Origin of the sequence: Aeromonas sp. s5, from assembly GCF_040907865.1 — a bacterium.
Taxonomy (GTDB): Bacteria; Pseudomonadota; Gammaproteobacteria; order Enterobacterales; family Aeromonadaceae; genus Aeromonas; species Aeromonas dhakensis.
This window is the reverse complement of the sequence record NZ_JBFOCO010000009.1, coordinates 75,664-92,754: the sequence shown is the minus strand read 5'-3', so window position 1 is coordinate 92,754 and position 17,091 is coordinate 75,664. Positions and strand designations below refer to the sequence as shown.

Sequence of the window (17,091 nt, the reverse complement as noted above, 5' to 3'; positions counted from 1 at the left end):
TCATTCTTATGGGGGAGTTTCGAGTGATATCTGCCCGAGAGAAAACCTGCTTATAGTAGGCATGTTTGATTTTTGCCTTCGGTTTTTTCGTTGTATTTCGCAGTAAGAAACGATTTTTCACGGATTGTTATCGGATATAGACTCAAATCAAAGTAAGACTGTGGATATTTTAACCATGAGCGACGTAATCAAGAAGTTCCTCAAGCTGGAGGCCGCCTCCGGAATAATTCTGATCATGGCAGCCATGCTGGCCATGATCCTGGCCAACAGCGGCCTGGCCGGCAGCTATCAGGCTTTCCTCGATACCCAGGTACAGGTGCGCATTGCCGCCCTCGACATCAACAAGCCACTGCTGCTCTGGATCAACGACGGCTTCATGGCTGTCTTCTTCCTGCTGGTCGGTCTCGAGGTGAAACGCGAGATGCTGGAAGGGGCCCTCTCTTCCCGGGTGCAGGCCACCTTCCCAGCCATCGCGGCGGTGGGTGGCATGCTGGCGCCGGCCCTGATCTATGCCTTCTTCAACTACTCGGACGAAGTGGCGCGTGCCGGTTGGGCCATTCCCGCCGCCACCGACATCGCCTTTGCCCTCGGGGTGATGGCGCTGCTCGGCAAGCGGGTGCCGGTCAGCCTCAAGGTGTTTCTGCTGGCGCTGGCCATCATGGATGACCTGGGGGTCATCATCATCATCGCCCTGTTCTACACCCAGCAGCTGTCACTGACGGCGCTGGCGATCGGCATCCTGGCGACCCTGACCCTGCTGTGGATGAATCGCCGCGGCGAGGATCGGATCAGCCTTTACATGCTGGTCGGGCTGGTGCTCTGGGTGGCGGTGCTGAAGTCGGGCGTCCATGCGACTCTGGCCGGCGTGGTGGTGGGCTTCATGATCCCGCTCAACGGCAAGCGTTATGAGTCGCCACTCAAGCATCTGGAGCATGCCCTGCACCCCTGGAGCGCCTACCTGATCCTGCCGCTGTTCGCCTTTGCCAACGCCGGGGTGTCGCTGGAGGGGATAGGTCTCTCCTCCCTGCTGAGCCCGGTGCCCATGGGCATCATGCTGGGGCTGTTCATCGGCAAGCCGCTCGGGGTGTTCACCATCAGCTGGCTGTCGGTCAAGCTGGGCATTGCCCAACTGCCGCCCGGGGTCAACTTCAGACAGATCTTTGCGGTCAGCATTCTGTGCGGCATCGGCTTTACCATGTCGATGTTCATCGCCTCGCTGGCCTTCGAGCACGGCGGATTGGATTACGGCAGCTACTCTCGCCTCGGGATCCTGGTGGGATCCACCCTGGCGGCGGTAGTCGGTTATCTTGCCCTGCGCATGGCGCTCCCGAACCGGGAGGCCGATCAAAGCACGGAGGGGTTATGAAAAGAGTCGGATGGTTGGTCATGCTGGCGCTGAGCCAGGCGGCCTGGGCCGGCAGTCTGCAGGATTGCCAGCAGGATGCAGCCTCGGCCAGCTGCTCGGCCTACCTCAGCGGCGTGGTCGACAGCGCCCTGCTGTTGGGGGACAAGCAGGCCAAGGCGCAGTTTGGCGAGACCTTTGCCGAGCGGGCGCTGAGCAGCCGGGCCGGCGAGCGGGTCAAGCAGTCCAACAAGCGCTACTGCGGGGAACGGATGCCGGATCCGGTCAGCCTCAAGACCCACCTGCAGGAGCAGTTCGGCGCGAACAAGGTTGACTCGATCAGCGACATGTATGACATTCTGGCGGCTGAACTCAGTTGCTACCGGAGCCCGCGCCAGGCGGGAACCCCATCGGATGTCACACCTTAACTACAACCATCTCTATTATTTTTGGATGACCCAGAAGAAGGGCTCCGTCACGCAAGCGGCGGAAGCCCTCTTTTTGACCCCGCAGACCGTCACCGGCCAGATCAAGCTGCTGGAGCAGCGCCTCGGTGGCAAATTGCTGATAAGAAAGGGACGCTCCCTGGAGGCGACCGAGCTGGGCCAGCTGGTGTTCCGTTATGCCGACAAGATGTTCAGCCTCTCCTACGAGATGCTGGATATTGTCAACTACCGCAAGGAGAGCCAGATCCTGTTCGACGTCGGCATCGCAGACGCCCTCTCCAAACGCCTCGCCAGCCGGGTGCTGCTCTCCGTCATCCCCAATGATGGCTCCATCCACCTGCGCTGCTTCGAATCGACCCACGAGCTGTTGCTGGAGCAGCTGAGCGAACACAAGCTCGACATGATCCTCTCCGACTGCCCGGTGGACTCCAGCCAGCACGCCGGCCTGCTCTCCAAGCGACTTGGTGGTTGCGGGGTCAGCTTCTTCTGCAAGGCGCCGCTGCCATCGCTGCCGTTTCCCGCCTGTCTGGAGGAGCGCAAGCTGCTGATCCCCGGCCGGCGTACCGCCATGGGTCGTCAGCTGACCCAGTGGTTCGAGCAGCAGGGGGTCTCCCCCAGCATTCTCGGCGAGTTTGACGATGCGGCCCTGATGAAGGCGTTCGGCTTCTTCAACCAGGGCATCTTCATGGCACCCACCATCTACCGGGAGGAGATCCTGGAAGGGGAGGGGGTGATGCTGCTGGGCGAGACCCAGGATCTGATGGAGGAGTACTACGTCATCTTCGCCGAGCGGATGATCCAGCACCCGGCGGTAAAACGGGTGTGCGAGAGTGATTTCTCCTTCCTGTTTGCCGGCCAGGAGGACTTTGCCATGATTCAACCGGCAACCCTGTCATTTTAAATTGACGGGCCACAGAGTATGATTCTTGCCTCGAACGAGAGGGAATGAGATGCAACTGGAAGAGATGGAGGCCAATGCGAGCCGGGCGGTGGCACTGCTCAAGGCGCTGGCCAATGAACGGCGGCTGTTTATCCTGTGTCAGCTGCTGGAGCGGGAGCTGTCGGTGGGGGAGCTCAACGAGCGGCTTGGTCTGAGTCAGTCGGCGTTGTCACAACACCTGGCCGTGCTGCGGCGGGATGAACTGGTGGAGACGCGCAAGGAGGCCCAGACGGTCTACTATTCGCTGCGCAGCTACGAGGTGCGCGAGATGATAGGGTTGCTGCACAAGTTGTACTGCAGCGAACAGAAATAAAAAACCGGCACAAAGGCCGGTTTTTTCAGCTTTATCAGCAGACGCTGATTAAGCCATAGCTTTGATCTGGGCAGACAGGCGGCTCTTGTGACGAGCAGCTTTGTTCTTGTGGATCAGGCCTTTGGTCGCCATACGATCCATGATCGGCTGAGCAACAGCGAAAGCGGCAGTCGCAGCAGCCTTGTCGCCGGAGGCGATGGCAGCGATGACTTTCTTCAGGTAGGTACGGGTCATGGAACGACGGCTGGCGTTGTGCTGACGACGTTTCTCTGACTGAAGAGCGCGCTTCTTAGCAGATTTGATGTTAGCCAAGGTAAAACTCCTAAAACTGTCTTAGCGAGTGTATTGAAAAGGCCCGGAAATATGCCTTCTCAACCACATATTGTCAAATGATTTGTGCAAATAAACACCGCCCCCCGGTGGTGTGTCAGGTGGGAGACGGTTAAACTGTCGGCCGATTCTATCAGCATTCTTTTCATTCCGACAGTTCCAGAGGCCTCGTCTTGAGTAAGAAATTGATCAAATCCGGCATGATAGTGTCCGGAATGACGTTGGCGTCCCGCGTGATGGGCTTGGTTCGCGATGTGGTCATCGCCAATCTGCTTGGCGCCGGGGTGGCCGCAGACGTCTTCTTCTTTGCCAACCGCATTCCCAACTTTCTGCGCCGCCTGTTCGCCGAAGGTGCCTTCAACCAGGCCTTTGTTCCCGTGATGACGGAGTACAAGAAAAAGGGCGACGAGAGCGAAGTGCGCGAGTTGTTGGCTGCGGTGGCGGGCACCCTGGGGGGGATCGTTACCGTGGTCACCCTGCTCGGGGTGCTGGGGTCAGGCGTGCTGACCGCCCTGTTTGGTTGGGGCTGGTTCTGGGACTGGCTGCACGGCGGGCCGGCGGCCGAGAAGTTCGAGATGGCCAGCCTGATGCTCAAGATCACCTTCCCCTACCTCTGGTTCATCACCTTCACCGCCATGGCGGGGGCCATTCTCAACACCTTCGGTCGCTTCGGGGTCTCCTCCTTTACCCCTATCTTTCTCAACATCACCATGATTGCCGCCGCCTGGTGGATTTCACCCTGGCTCGACAACCCCGAGCTGGCGCTGGCCATCGGTGTCTTCCTCGGCGGTCTGGTGCAGTTCCTGTTCCAGTTCCCCTTCCTGCGCCAGCTCAACATGCTGGTGTGGCCCAAGTGGGGTTGGCACCACCCGGGGGTGGTGAAGATCCGTACCCTGATGATCCCGGCCCTGTTCGGGGTCTCGGTCAGCCAGATCAACCTGCTGGTCAACACCATGCTCGCCTCCTTCCTGGCGACCGGTGCCATCAGCTACCTCTATTACTCGGATCGGCTGCTGGAGTTCCCGCTCGGCATGTTCGGCGTCGCCATCAGCACCGTCATTCTGCCGGCGCTGGCCAAGAAGCACGTGGATGCCGACCCGGCCGACTTCTCCCGTACCATGGACTGGGGGGTGCGGATGGTGATGCTGCTCGGCCTGCCGGCCATGGTGGGCATCGCCGTGCTGCGCGAGCCCATCCTGCGGGTGCTGTTCATGCGCGGCGAGTTCGGCCTGCACGAAGTGAGCATGTCGAGCGCCAGTTTGCTGGCATCGACCACGGGCTTGCTGTCGCTGATGCTGATCAAGGTGCTGGCGCCGGGCTACTACGCCCGCCAGGATACCCGCACGCCGGTGCGGATCGGGATGATCTCGATGGCGGCCAACATGGTCTGCAACCTGCTCTTCATCTATCCGCTCGGCTACGTGGGGCTGGCCCTCTCGACCGCCTGCTCGGGCACGCTGAACGCGGCTTTGCTGTTCAGGGGGCTCCATCAGCAGAGCGTCTACCGCCCGTCCCGTCACACCGGGGTATTCTGTCTCAAACTGCTGACCGCCAGCCTGCTGATGGGGGGCGTGCTCTTGTACCTCTCGCCGGATCTGGCCCAGTGGGGCGCCTGGCACATGAGCAAGGCGACCATGCAGCTGGCCATGCTGCTGGTCGTGGGGGGGGCCATCTATGCCGGTGTCCTGCTGGCGCTTGGGATCCGGCCAAGAGATCTGAGAGCGGGGCGGGACGACTGAGTCAGCCCCTGCGGCGAGATAGCCCCGCCTGAACCTGTTGTCGGGGCGGAGCGGCTGAAATCGGGTCAGCAACAGGGCTGACCCGGCGTGCCGCCTGATATATAATCCGGCGATTTTCATAGCAGCAAAGCACAAGGCACTGATGGAGCTTATCCGCGGTATTCACAATATCAAGCCCCGTCACCGGGGGTGTGTATTGACCATTGGCAACTTTGATGGGGTCCATCAGGGTCATCATGCCGTGCTGGCTCGCTTGCAGGAAAAGGCCGCCCAGCTCGGCCTGCCGGCCTGCGTCATGCTGTTCGAACCCCAGCCGCTGGAGCTGTTTGCCGGCGCTGCGGCGCCGGCCCGCCTCAGCCGCCTGCGGGAGAAGTACGAGGCGCTCAAGGGGATGCAGATCGATCGCATGCTCTGCGTGCGCTTCAACCACCGCTTTGCCGAGCAGTCCGCCACCACCTTCATCGAGCAGCTGCTGGTGGAGAAACTCGGCGTGCACTATCTGGTGGTCGGCGACGATTTTCGCTTCGGCAAGGGGCGGGAAGGGGACTTCCACCTGCTGGAGGAGGCCGGCCGGCGCTTCGGCTTCGAGGTGATCAGCACCCAGAGCTTCCAGTTGTCCCGTCAGCGGGTGAGTAGCACGCTGGTGCGCGAGGCCCTCGCGGCTGGCCGGATGGCGGAGGTGGAGCTGATGCTCGGCCGTCCCTATACCATCAGCGGTCGGGTGGCTCACGGTGAAAAGCTGGGCCGCACCATAGGTTTTCCCACCGCCAATCTGGCCCTCAAGCGTCAGGTGATCCCGGTCGGTGGCGTGTTCGCGGTGGAAGTGATATGTTCCGGCAAGACCTTCCCCGGTGTCGCCAATGTGGGTGTACGGCCGACCTTGAGCGGTACACAAGCCAGATTGGAAGTACATCTATTTGATTTTTCTGGCGACCTTTATGGTCAACAGGTCAAGGTGCTGCTTCGCCACAAGCTGCGCGAAGAGCAGAAGTTTGCCTCTTTCACCGCCTTGAAAGAGCAGATCGAACGAGATGCCCTGGCGGCCCGAGCCTGGTTCGGGCTGCCACAATTTCATTTACCCAGCACTCTTTTAGAAAAGAAGGGAACCCAGGACTGATGAGCGACTATAAACACACCCTGAATCTTCCGGAAACCGAGTTTCCGATGCGTGGCGATCTGGCCAAGCGCGAACCCAACATGCTGAAACGTTGGTACGATCAGGATCTTTACGGCGCCATTCGCCGCGCCAAAGCGGGCAAGCCTTCGTTCATTCTGCACGATGGCCCCCCCTATGCGAACGGCAGCATTCACATCGGTCACTCGGTCAACAAGATCCTCAAAGACATCATCATCAAGTCCAAGGGCCTCTCCGGCTTCGACTCCCCCTATGTGCCGGGCTGGGATTGCCACGGTCTGCCCATCGAACTGAAAGTGGAAGGCATGGTCGGCAAGCCGGGCGAGAAGGTTTCCGCCGCCGAGTTCCGCGCCGAGTGCCGCAAATACGCCAAGACCCAGATCGAAGCGCAGAAGACCGACTTCATCCGTCTGGGCGTGCTGGGTGACTGGGAACACCCCTACCTGACCATGGATTTTGGCACCGAAGCCAACATCATCCGCTCCATGGCCAAGATCGTTGAAAACGGCCACCTGCACAAAGGCTCCAAGCCGGTGCACTGGTGTACCGATTGCGGCTCCGCCCTGGCTGAAGCCGAAGTGGAGTACTACGACAAGAACTCCCCCTCCATCGACGTGCGCTTCAAGGCCGTCGACGAGGCTGCCGTGGCCGCCAAATTTGACTGCGCCGAAGGCCATACCGGCAAGGGCCCCCTCTCTGCCGTGATCTGGACCACTACCCCGTGGACCCTGCCGGCCAACCGCGCCATCGCCATGCACGCCGATCTCGACTATGCGCTGGTGCAGGTAGAGGGTGACAATCCCGAGCGTCTGATCCTGGCCGCCGAGCTGGTCAAGGACGTGATGGATCGTGCCGGCATCGAGCACTTCCACAACCTGGGCTACGCCAAGGGCGCGGCGCTCGAGCTGCTGCGCTTCAACCACCCCTTCTACAGCTTCGACGTGCCTGTGGTGCTGGGTGATCACGTCACCCTGGACGCCGGTACCGGCGCGGTGCACACCGCCCCTGGCCACGGTCAGGAAGACTTCGTAGTCGGTCAGAAGTACGGTCTGGAAGTGGCCAACCCGGTTGGCAGCAACGGCGTCTATCTGCCGGATACCGAACTGTTTGCCGGCCAGCATGTGTTCAAGGCCAATGCGGCCGTGGTCGAGGTGCTGACCGAGCGTGGCGCCCTGCTGCATCACAAGGTGTTCAACCACTCCTACCCGCACTGCTGGCGTCACAAGACCCCGATCATCTTCCGTGCTACCCCCCAGTGGTTCATCAGCATGGAGCAGAAGGGTCTTCGGCAGCGTGCGCTGGAAGAGATAGAGCGCATCGAGAAAGAGGGCATTGCCCAGCACGGCCAGAGTGGCTGGGTCCCGGCCTGGGGTAAAAACCGCATTCAGGCGATGGTCGAGAACCGTCCTGACTGGTGTATCTCCCGTCAGCGTACCTGGGGCGTGCCCATCTCCCTGTTCGTCCACAAGGATACCCAGGCGCTGCACCCGGATTCCGTGCGTCTGATGGAAGAGGTGGCCAAGCGGGTCGAACAGTCCGGTATCCAGGCCTGGTGGGATCTGGACAAGGCCGAGCTGCTGGGCGCGGACGCCGACAACTACGAGAAGGTGCCCGATACCCTGGACGTCTGGTTTGACTCCGGCTCTACCCACGCCTCCGTGGTCGATGCCCGTCCCGAGTTCAACGGCAAGCCGGCCGACATGTATCTGGAAGGCTCTGACCAGCACCGTGGCTGGTTCATGTCCTCCCTGATGATCGGCGTTGCCATGAAGGACAAGGCACCCTACAACCAGGTACTGACTCACGGCTTTACCGTGGATGGTCAGGGTCGCAAGATGTCCAAGTCCATCGGCAACGTGGTGAGCCCGCAGGACGTGATGAACAAGCTGGGTGCCGACATCCTGCGTCTGTGGGTCGCCAGCACCGACTACACCGGCGAGATGACCGTCTCCGACGAGATCCTCAAGCGCTCCGCCGACGCCTATCGCCGTATCCGCAACACCGCCCGCTTCCTGCTGGCCAACCTGAACGGCTTCAATCCGGCGACCGACATGGTGGCACCGGCCGACATGGTAGTGGTGGATCGCTGGGCCGTGGGCCGTGCCAAGGCGGTACAGGCCGAGATCGTGGCGGCGTTCGACGAGTACAACTTCCACGGTGTGACCCAGAAGCTGATGCAGTTCTGCTCCATCGAGATGGGTTCCTTCTATCTGGACGTCATCAAGGATCGTCAGTACACCGCCAAGGCTGACAGCTTGGCCCGTCGCTCCTGCCAGACCGCTCTCTATCACATCGCCGAGGCCATGGTGCGCTGGATGGCGCCCATCATGAGCTTCACTGCCGACGAGATCTGGGCTCTGCTGCCGGGCGAGCGCGGCGAGTTCGTGTTCACCGAGGAGTGGTACGACGGCCTGTTCGGGCTGGAAGCGGGCGAAGTGCTGAACGACGAGTTCTGGGCCGAGATCCTCACCGTGCGCGGTGAAGTGAACAAGGCGCTGGAAGTGGCCCGTGGCGAGAAGCGCATCGGCGGTTCTCTGCAGGCCGAGCTGACTCTGTTCGCCAAGCCTGAGCTGGCTGCGCGTCTGAACGCCCTGGCCGATGAGCTGCGCTTCGTGCTGCTCACCTCCAAGGCCAAGGTGGTCAGCGTCGATGCCGCACCGGCTGAGGCCGTGGCGACCGAGCGCGATGACCTGTGGCTGAGCGTGGCCCAGTCTGCCGCCGCCAAGTGCGACCGCTGCTGGCACCATGTGGAAGACGTGGGCACCATCGCGGGCCACGAAGAGATCTGTGGCCGCTGCGTCACCAACGTCGAGGGTGACGGCGAAACTCGTCAATTTGCCTGATGAACATGACTCAACATAAAAGCGGCCTGCGTTGGCTGTGGCTGGCGGTGCTGGCCTTCGTACTGGACCAGGCGAGCAAGCTCGCCGTGGTCAAGCTGCTGCCGTTTGGCTATCCGGGGGTGGAGATCACCCCCTTCTTCAACCTGGTCCACGTCTACAACAAGGGGGCGGCTTTCAGCTTCCTGGCGGATCAAGGCGGCTGGCAGCGCTGGTTCTTCGCGGTGCTGGCGTTCGCTATCTGCGGCCTGCTGATCCACTGGTTGCGCAAGCAGTCGGTCACCCAGCGCTGGAGCGGCATCGCCTACAGCCTGATCATCGGCGGGGCGCTCGGCAACGTGTTTGACCGGCTGGTGCTGGGTCATGTGGTCGACTTCCTCGACTTCTACTGGCAGCGAGCCCATTGGCCGGCGTTCAATCTGGCCGACAGCTTCATCTTCATCGGTGCCGCCATGATCGTGCTGGACGGCTTGCGTGGCGAGAAAAAACAGGACGCGAACTCATGAGCCAGCTGATTGCTGCAGACAGCAGCGTACTGTTCCATTTCGCCATCAAGCTGGAAGACGGCTCGGTGGCCGACAGCACGGCGCTGCACGGCAAGCCGGCCCGTCTGCGGATGGGAGACGGCAGTCTGACGCCGAGCTTCGAGCAGTGCCTGCTGGGGCTGCGCGAAGGGGAGAGCAAGAGCTTCACCCTGGCGCCGGAAGAGGCCTTTGGCCTCTCCAACCCCGACAACATTTACCATCTCGACCGCGCCAAGTTCGGCGCCGATGTGGAGCCGAAAGTCGGCACCATCATACTGTTCGACCAGCCCAACGGCAGCGAGCTGCCGGGTATCGTCCGGGCGGTGGCAGGGATATCGGTGACGGTCGATTTCAACCACCCCCTGGCCGGTCACACCGTCACCTTCGAGGTGGAGATCCTGGGGGTTGATGACGAGGAGAAGGTGCACTGATGGATATCCTGCTCGCAAATCCCCGCGGCTTCTGTGCCGGTGTCGACCGCGCCATCAGCATCGTCGAGAGTGCGCTGGAGAAGTTCGGTGCCCCCATCTATGTCCGTCATGAAGTGGTGCACAACCGCTACGTGGTGAACAAGCTCAAGGAGGCGGGGGCCGTCTTCGTCGAGGAGCTGGATGAGGTGCCGGACGACAGCATCGTCATCTTCTCCGCCCACGGCGTCTCCAAGGCGGTGCGCGAGATGGCCAAGTCTCGCGCGCTCAAGGTGTTCGATGCCACCTGTCCGCTGGTGACCAAGGTGCACATGGAGGTCCACCGCGCCAGTCGCAAGGGCTCCGAAGCCGTGCTTATCGGTCATGCCGGTCACCCCGAGGTGATCGGTACCATGGGGCAGTACGAGAATCGCGAGGGCGGCATGTATCTGGTGGAGACGCCGGCAGACGTGGCCAGGCTCAAGGTGAAGAACCCGGACGATCTCTGCTTCGTCACCCAGACCACCCTCAGCGTGGACGAGACCTCGGACGTGATCGATGCGTTGCGGGCGCACTTCCCCAAGATCCAGGGGCCGCGCAAGGATGACATCTGCTACGCCACCCAGAACCGCCAGGATGCGGTGCGGGAGATGGCCGGGCTGGTGGACGCCATGCTGGTGGTGGGATCGCGCAACTCTTCCAACTCCAACCGCCTGCGGGAGCTGGCCGAGAAGGTGGGCGCCAAGGCCTACCTCATCGACGACGCCTCCATGATCGAGGCCGGTTGGCTGGCGGGAGTCAAGGCGATCGGTGTCACCGCCGGTGCCTCCGCCCCCGAGGTGCTGGTGCAGTCCGTCATCACCCGTCTGCGCGAGCTGGGTGGCAAGGTGGTGGCCGAACACCCCGGTCGTGAAGAGAACGTGGTGTTTGAAGTGCCGCCGGAACTGCGCATCCTGTGAGTGATGCGTCCCCTGCGGGACTACACCGTTTCTGATTGAGCCACCTCCTGCGAGGTGGCTTTTTCATGGGTGATTCTTATGGCTCTTGTTGGCCGCTTTGCCGTGAGATCGCAGCGAAATTTGATGATGTATGTCCAAGATTTGAGTAGATTGAATTGCAAGCGAAGGTTCGCGGCCTAGACTGCTGATGAACTTATCACCGGCTTGATGGCAGATGGATGTGCAGCCGGCCCCCCGACAAAATCAGAGCGAAACAGGATGTTTTTGCGTTCAGGTTTTAGCCTCATCGAGCTGATGGTCACCATTGCGCTCGTCTCTATCCTGCTGACGCTGGGAGTCCCCTCCTTCAGCGCGATAATGCGCAACATGACGTTGACCAGCCAGGCCAACAACTTCGTGGCCGCCATCAACCTTGCCCGCTCCGAAGCCATTCGCCGCAATACGGCGGTCACCCTCTCCGCCTCCACCAGCAATCTGACCCAGAACCACTGGGAATCGGGTTGGCAGATCTGGGTCGACAGCAACGGCAACGGCACTCTGGACAACGGCGAGTTGCTGCGACTCTTTCCCGACATGGGGGCAGGCACCCTGGTCAGCAATACCTCGCTGGTACGTTTCAGTGGCAATGGCTTTCTCGATGGTCGCGCCCAGGCGGCGCTGGTGTTTTCCCTGCAGCCGCCCGACTGCGCGCAGGAGGCATCGCGCGACATCACGATCACCCCGGCCGGCCGCCCTTCAATCACGGAGACCAGCTGCATATGAAGCACCAGCAAGGCGTCTCGCTGCTTGAAATCATGATCGCCGTGCTGGTGTTGTCGATCGGCATCCTCGGCATGGCGACCCTGCAGTTGCAGGCACTCAAGAGCAACCAGTCGGCCCTGACCCGGACCGAGGCGACCCAGTTTGCCTACATGATCACCGACATGATGCGGGCCAACCGCAGCGCGGCTCTGCTCGGCCAGTACAACGTCGGCCTGGGGGAGGCGGTCTCCGGCAGCTCGATGGCGATACAGGATGTGCAGTACTGGAAACAGGCGCTCGGCGGCCTGCCCGGCGGTGATGGGGCCATTGCTGTGAGTGCCGGACAGGCGACCATCACCATCCAGTGGGATGCCAGCCGGCTGGCCACCGAGCCTGCGCTGCGCAGCATGACCCTGAGGACGGATCTGTGAACGGGCGGCGCACCTTGCTGCGCCAGGCCGGTGTCGGTCTGGTGGAGGTGATGATCGCCCTGCTGCTGTCGCTGCTGACGGTCGGGATCATCATTCAGGTGCTGCTTGGCAACCACAAAACCTACCTGACCGGTGAGGCCATCGCCCGGGTGCAGGAGGACAGCCGGTTTGCCGTCAACCTGCTGCAACAAGAGCTGCGGATGGTGGGTTACCAGGGCTGCCTCAGCAAGCAGGGGGTCAACATCACCAATACCCTCAACGGGGCGACGGCACTGCCCTACAACTTCACCGTCTATCTGCGCGGCTATGACAATGTCACGGCGACGCTGCCTGCGCCGTTGTCGGCCCTGTTTACCTCGGCAGAGCCCAAACCCAAGCCGGGAACCGACGTGCTGCTGGTGCAGGGGCCTACCGGCAGTGGTGTGCCGGTGACCCGCAACAACAGTGCGGCCCAGCTGTTCGTGCAGCAACTCTCCAGCAAGGCCAACTACTGCGGCACTGGCAAACAGGGCTACAGCGACCTGTGCGAGGGGGACATCGTCATGGTCTCCGACTGCCAGAAGGCGCGGATCTTCCAGATCACCCAGACCCAGGTGGTGGGGGGGGGCAGCGAGGTCAACATCGGCCACTCCAACGACAACAAATACACCCCGGGCAATGCCGTCAGCTCCTGGGGCGGGGCCAGCAGCCCGGTCGAAGAGCGCTTCGGCGCCGGTTCGGTATTGAGCCGAATGGAAACCCGGGTCTATTACATCGCCCGTCCCTCGGCCGGCGCGCCCTATGCCCTCTATCGCAAGAGCGGGCTGGGGGCGGGCATGCCGCTGGTGGACGGGGTCACCGACATCCAGCTGACCTTCGGTGAGGATCAGAACCGGGATCGGGCGGCGGATCGTTACGTGAGTGCCGCCAGCAACCCGAACTGGGACAATGTGCTGGGGATCGGCGTTCAGCTGTTGATGCGCAGCAACCAGGGCAATGTGGTGTCGGATCCGCAGGCCATCAGCTTCGCCGGCGCGACCTTCCAGGCAACCGACAGCCACTGGTACTGGGTGGCCGAAACCACGGTCGCCTTGCGCAACCGGCTGCCATGAGGAGGGAGGCATGATGGGGCGACAAGGGGGAATGGCACTGGTGATCAGCCTGATTTTTCTCGCGGTAGTGAGCCTGCTGGCGATGGCCAGCATGCAGAGCGCCCTGCTGCAGGAGAAGATGGCGGGCAACCAGAAGGAGTCGCAACAGGCGCTGCAGGCGGCAGAGGCGGCACTGCGCGCTGCCGAGCGCTATCTGGAGGCAGGCAACTCAGGCCCCTACGACAACAGCGCCGGCCTCTATGAGTTCGTCAGCGTGGCGGTGGATCCCGCTTCTCCCTCCACGGCCTGGCGTACCTATGCCAATAGCGGGCTGGCGGGACGGGCCCCAGAGTACTTCATCGAGCGGCTGCCCTACACCCAGAGCAGCAACGAGAGCCTGGCGGTGGACGAACCCATCAGCGAGCGCCGTCTTTATCGCATCACGGCTCGGGGATTCGGCCTCTCGGACGAGAGCCGGGTGCTGTTGCAATCGACCTACAGCCGCTAGGAGGGAACCATGCGTGCATCTGGCTACGGATTTTGTGCCCTGTTGCTCTGCACCCAGGTGCAGGCGGCGCTCGACATCGCCCAGGTTCCCCTCTATCTCGGCACCCGGGCCGAACCCAACATCATGTTCAGTCTGGATGACTCCGGCTCGATGCACTTCGAGCTGATGCCGGAGGATTTGATCGAAAACAGCGCTCGCTACGTCTATCCCCGTGCCGACAACGTCTATGGCAGCGAGGACTATGACAACCGGACCGTGACCTTCACCAGCAACAACGATCGCAACGCCTACACCCGCTCGAGCAACAACAACAAGCTCTACTACAACCCCTTGCTGAGCTACCGCCCATGGGCCAAGGCGGACGGTACCCTGATGGCGAATGCCAGCATCAGCTGCGCGCCGCACAACCCCTTCAACACCGCCGCCGGCTGTCGCGACCTGACCAAGAACAACCGCTCGAAGTCGTTGCGCTACTACACCGGGTTCTCCTCCAGCGACTACAACGATGACGAGACCTTCTGGCCCGCCGTCTATTTCGCCTACAAGGGCAGCGGTGACGTGAAGAGGGCAAGCAGTTATACCCGGGTCGAGATAAAGTCGGGCAGCACCTATGGCGGGCGTCCCAATCGCAGCGACTGCAAGAGTGCTCCTGTCTGTACCTATGAGGAGGAGGTTCAGAACTTCGCCAACTGGTACACCTACTATCGCTCCCGGATCCTGGCGGCCCGGGCCGGGGTCGGTCGTGCCTTCGCCAGTCAGGGACAGGCCCTGCGGGTGGGGTTTGCCACCATCAATGCCAGCGGCAGCGTGATCCGCGGGGTGGCGCCCTTCTCCGGCACCGATCGCAGCGCCTTTTTCAGCGACCTCTACAGCCGCGACATTCCGGCCGCCGGCACACCGCTGCGCACCAGCCTGAAGGATGTGGGGGAGTATTTCTCCCGCACCGACAACAATGGCCCCTGGGCGGCCAGCGCCGGCAGCACCTTGCCCCACCTCACCTGCCGGCAGAGCTACAACATCCTGATGACCGATGGCTACTGGAACGGGGATACCCCCTCAGTGGGGGATCTGGACAAGGATGGCTACAGCAATACCCTGGCCGACGTGGCCTACAAGTACTGGAAAACAGACCTGCGTGCCGATCTGGCCGACAAGGTGCCGACCAGCACGGCAGATCCCGCCAACTGGCAGCATCTGGTCAACTTTACCGTGGGGCTCGGGGTCAACGGATCGCTCAATCCGGCCAACGGCATCCCGAACAGCTGGCCCAATCCCCATGATCCGGATGACAAGGAGTACAAGAACGCGACCTACATTCCGGAGTACAAGATAGATGACCTGTGGCACGCGGCGCTCAACAGCAAGGGCAGCTTCTTCAGCGCGGGTGATCCCGACGTCTTTGCCGCGGCTCTGAGCAGCACTCTGGCCCAGATTGCGGCACGCAACAGCTCCGCCAGTTCGGTGACCGCCAACGCCACCCGGCTGGACAGCAATACCCACATCTATCAGGCCCGCTACAACAGTGGCGACTGGTCCGGGCAGCTCATCTCCATTCCGCTCAACAGCGACGGCTCGCTGGGCAACATGGCCTGGGATGCCGCAACCCAGATCCCTGCCCATACCGCCCGCAGCCTCTTCACTCGCCAGAACGGGGTCGGCATTCCCTTCACCTGGGCTGATCTCAACGCCACCAATCGCGCCCTGTTCAACCTCGCCGGTGACAACCAGGGGGAAAACCGGGTCGCCTACTTGCGCGGTGATCGCAGCCGTGAGCAGAGCAATGGCGGCCTGTTTCGCAGCCGCAGCGACCTGCTGGGGGACATCATCAACTCGGATCCCGTCTATGTCGGTAACCGGGATTACGGCTATGGCAGCGCCACCGGCCTGACCCAGGCCGAGCGGGAGGGCTACCAGAGTTTCCTCGGCTCGACGGCCATCAGTCGCCGCACACCCATGCTCTACGTGGGGGCCAATGACGGCATGCTGCACGGTTTTCGGGTCGCCAACGGGGTGGAGACGCTGGGCTACATCCCGGCCAGCCTGCTGGGGGATCTGAGCCTGCTGACCAAGCCGGATTACAGCCACCGCTACTATGTGGACGGTACGCCCAAGGTGGGGGATGCCTATCTTGGCAGCAGCTGGAAAACCGTGCTGCTGGGGTCGACCGGCGCCGGAGGCAAGGCGGTCTTTGCCATCGACGTAACGGCCCCCGACAACTTCACCGCCGACAAGATGTTGTGGGAGTTTACCAACGCCGAGATGGGGGGAGCGCTGGCTGCGCCGACCCTGGTCCGGGTGAAGTCCGGCAACAAATGGGTGGCGCTGGTGGCCAACGGCTACAACAGCACCAGCCAGACCGCCCGGCTGTTTGTGCTGGATCTGGCGACCGGCGCCGTGATCAAGGAAATCGATACCCAGGTGGGCTCGGCCAGCGAACCCAATGGCCTCTCATCCCCCCTGCCGGTAGACGAGGACGGCGATCGGGTGGCGGACTATGTCTATGCCGGCGATCTGCAGGGCAATCTGTGGAAATTCGACCTGACCGACAACAACAGCGCCCAGTGGGGGAGCGCCTTCAAGACCGGCAACAAGCCAAAACCGCTGTTTCAAGCGTGTAACGGGACCTGCTCTGCCAGCACGCGCCAGCCCATCACCATGCGCCCGCTGGCCATCCGCCATCCCAAGGGGGGCATCATGGTGCTGATGGGAACCGGCAGCTATTTCACCAATGACGACAAGCTGTTGCCGGCAACCCCCAGGCTGGAGGCCGTCTACGGCATTTGGGATGCGGGGGCGACCGTGCTCGCCAGCCAGTTGCAGCAGCAGAGCATCACTCACGAATACTCCGCCAATGGCACCACCATCAAGTTCAACGTGAGGGTGGTCTCCAACACGGCGGTCAACTACACCAGTCAGAAAGGGTGGTATCTGGTACTGAAGTCCCCTGCGTTGAGCAAGGGGGTAGGGGAGAGAGCCGTTTCGGAGATGCTCTACCGCAACAAACGGCTGATCTTCAATACCCTGATCCCCTCGGCGGATGCTTGTGACTTTGGTGGACGCTCCTGGCTGATGGAGCTGGATCCTGTCTCGGGGGCGCGTCTGAGCTACTCGGTGTTCGACGTCAATGGCGATGGGGCCGTCAACGATGACGACTATGTGGGGATCAAGGACGGCAGCGGCAACGACATCAAGGTGCCGGTCAGCGGCAAGCAGTTTGACGAGCTCACCACGACGCCGAGCGTGGTGGAGGATGCCGACATGGAGCGCAAGTACATCAGCGGTTCCAGCGGCAATATCTCGGTCACGCTGGAAGAGGGGGCGGGTGACCTTGGGGGTCGCCAGTCCTGGTTGCAACTGGAGTAGAGG

At 61.9% G+C, this 17,091-nt stretch carries 16 protein-coding genes; 15 read left to right on the top strand and 1 reads right to left on the bottom strand.

Going from position 1 to position 17,091, the window contains the following annotated elements:
* The first annotated feature begins 175 nt into the window (after window positions 1-175).
* From nhaA to AB5Y94_RS06955, 4 genes are read left to right on the top strand one after another with little or no spacing between them, the layout of a single operon-like run.
* The gene (nhaA, locus tag AB5Y94_RS06970) at window positions 176-1,366 is read left to right on the top strand and encodes a Na+/H+ antiporter NhaA (protein WP_017787504.1); all 1,191 of its coding nucleotides are present in this window, start codon (window positions 176-178) and stop codon (window positions 1,364-1,366) included.
* Between the two features lie 20 nt (window positions 1,367-1,386).
* Window positions 1,387-1,770: a hypothetical protein gene (locus AB5Y94_RS06965; protein WP_174704194.1), complete on the top strand. Its 384-nt coding sequence runs from the start codon at window positions 1,387-1,389 to the stop codon at window positions 1,768-1,770.
* The gene (nhaR, locus tag AB5Y94_RS06960) at window positions 1,757-2,689 is read left to right on the top strand and encodes a transcriptional activator NhaR (RefSeq protein ID WP_005308802.1); all 933 of its coding nucleotides are present in this window, start codon (window positions 1,757-1,759) and stop codon (window positions 2,687-2,689) included. Before AB5Y94_RS06965 ends, nhaR begins: the two co-directional genes overlap by 14 nt.
* A gap of 49 nt (window positions 2,690-2,738) precedes the next feature.
* A complete protein-coding gene (locus AB5Y94_RS06955) occupies window positions 2,739-3,041 on the top strand; it encodes a metalloregulator ArsR/SmtB family transcription factor (RefSeq protein ID WP_005308804.1) in 303 nt (100 codons plus the stop codon).
* A 48-nt stretch (window positions 3,042-3,089) separates the two neighbouring features.
* Here AB5Y94_RS06955 and rpsT read toward each other — a convergent pair whose 3' ends face one another.
* Window positions 3,090-3,353: a 30S ribosomal protein S20 gene (rpsT, locus tag AB5Y94_RS06950; RefSeq protein ID WP_005308808.1), complete on the bottom strand. Its 264-nt coding sequence runs from the start codon at window positions 3,351-3,353 to the stop codon at window positions 3,090-3,092.
* A 191-nt stretch (window positions 3,354-3,544) separates the two neighbouring features.
* On the opposite strand from rpsT, the gene murJ reads away from it, so the two are divergent.
* The 11 genes from murJ to AB5Y94_RS06895 all read left to right on the top strand — a co-directional run bounded on the left by murJ (window position 3,545) and on the right by AB5Y94_RS06895 (window position 17,088).
* Complete coding sequence (gene murJ / locus AB5Y94_RS06945) at window positions 3,545-5,110, top strand: murein biosynthesis integral membrane protein MurJ (protein ID WP_010635140.1); 1,566 nt, start codon at window positions 3,545-3,547, stop codon at window positions 5,108-5,110.
* 142 nt (window positions 5,111-5,252) lie between these two features.
* Window positions 5,253-6,227 carry a bifunctional riboflavin kinase/FAD synthetase gene (gene ribF / locus AB5Y94_RS06940; protein ID WP_005308812.1) on the top strand — a complete coding sequence of 325 codons (975 nt, stop codon included), beginning with the start codon at window positions 5,253-5,255 and terminating at the stop codon, window positions 6,225-6,227.
* Entirely contained in the window at window positions 6,227-9,088 is a 2,862-nt protein-coding gene (ileS, locus tag AB5Y94_RS06935; protein ID WP_017782215.1) for an isoleucine--tRNA ligase, read from the top strand. Before ribF ends, ileS begins: the two co-directional genes overlap by 1 nt.
* Window positions 9,088-9,591 carry a signal peptidase II gene (gene lspA / locus AB5Y94_RS06930; RefSeq protein WP_017763995.1) on the top strand — a complete coding sequence of 168 codons (504 nt, stop codon included), beginning with the start codon at window positions 9,088-9,090 and terminating at the stop codon, window positions 9,589-9,591. The genes ileS and lspA overlap by 1 nt, the downstream gene beginning before the upstream one ends.
* Window positions 9,588-10,040: an FKBP-type peptidyl-prolyl cis-trans isomerase gene (gene fkpB / locus AB5Y94_RS06925; protein WP_368205255.1), complete on the top strand. Its 453-nt coding sequence runs from the start codon at window positions 9,588-9,590 to the stop codon at window positions 10,038-10,040. Before lspA ends, fkpB begins: the two co-directional genes overlap by 4 nt.
* Window positions 10,040-10,975, top strand: a complete 936-nt coding sequence (gene ispH / locus AB5Y94_RS06920; RefSeq protein ID WP_005308820.1) for a 4-hydroxy-3-methylbut-2-enyl diphosphate reductase — start codon at window positions 10,040-10,042, stop codon at window positions 10,973-10,975. Before fkpB ends, ispH begins: the two co-directional genes overlap by 1 nt.
* A 258-nt stretch (window positions 10,976-11,233) precedes the next feature.
* Window positions 11,234-11,737: a type IVa pilus pseudopilin TppE gene (gene tppE / locus AB5Y94_RS06915; RefSeq protein ID WP_005308824.1), complete on the top strand. Its 504-nt coding sequence runs from the start codon at window positions 11,234-11,236 to the stop codon at window positions 11,735-11,737.
* Window positions 11,734-12,147 carry a type IVa pilus pseudopilin TppB gene (tppB, locus tag AB5Y94_RS06910; RefSeq protein ID WP_005308826.1) on the top strand — a complete coding sequence of 138 codons (414 nt, stop codon included), beginning with the start codon at window positions 11,734-11,736 and terminating at the stop codon, window positions 12,145-12,147. The genes tppE and tppB overlap by 4 nt, the downstream gene beginning before the upstream one ends.
* Complete coding sequence (locus AB5Y94_RS06905; protein WP_043169251.1) at window positions 12,144-13,238, top strand: PilW family protein; 1,095 nt, start codon at window positions 12,144-12,146, stop codon at window positions 13,236-13,238. The genes tppB and AB5Y94_RS06905 overlap by 4 nt, the downstream gene beginning before the upstream one ends.
* Before the next feature lie 10 nt (window positions 13,239-13,248).
* Window positions 13,249-13,725, top strand: coding sequence for a PilX N-terminal domain-containing pilus assembly protein (locus AB5Y94_RS06900; RefSeq protein ID WP_005308830.1), 477 nt, complete (start codon window positions 13,249-13,251; stop codon window positions 13,723-13,725).
* A gap of 9 nt (window positions 13,726-13,734) precedes the next feature.
* Window positions 13,735-17,088, top strand: coding sequence for a pilus assembly protein (locus tag AB5Y94_RS06895; RefSeq protein WP_368205254.1), 3,354 nt, complete (start codon window positions 13,735-13,737; stop codon window positions 17,086-17,088).
* Window positions 17,089-17,091: the final 3 nt, after the last annotated feature.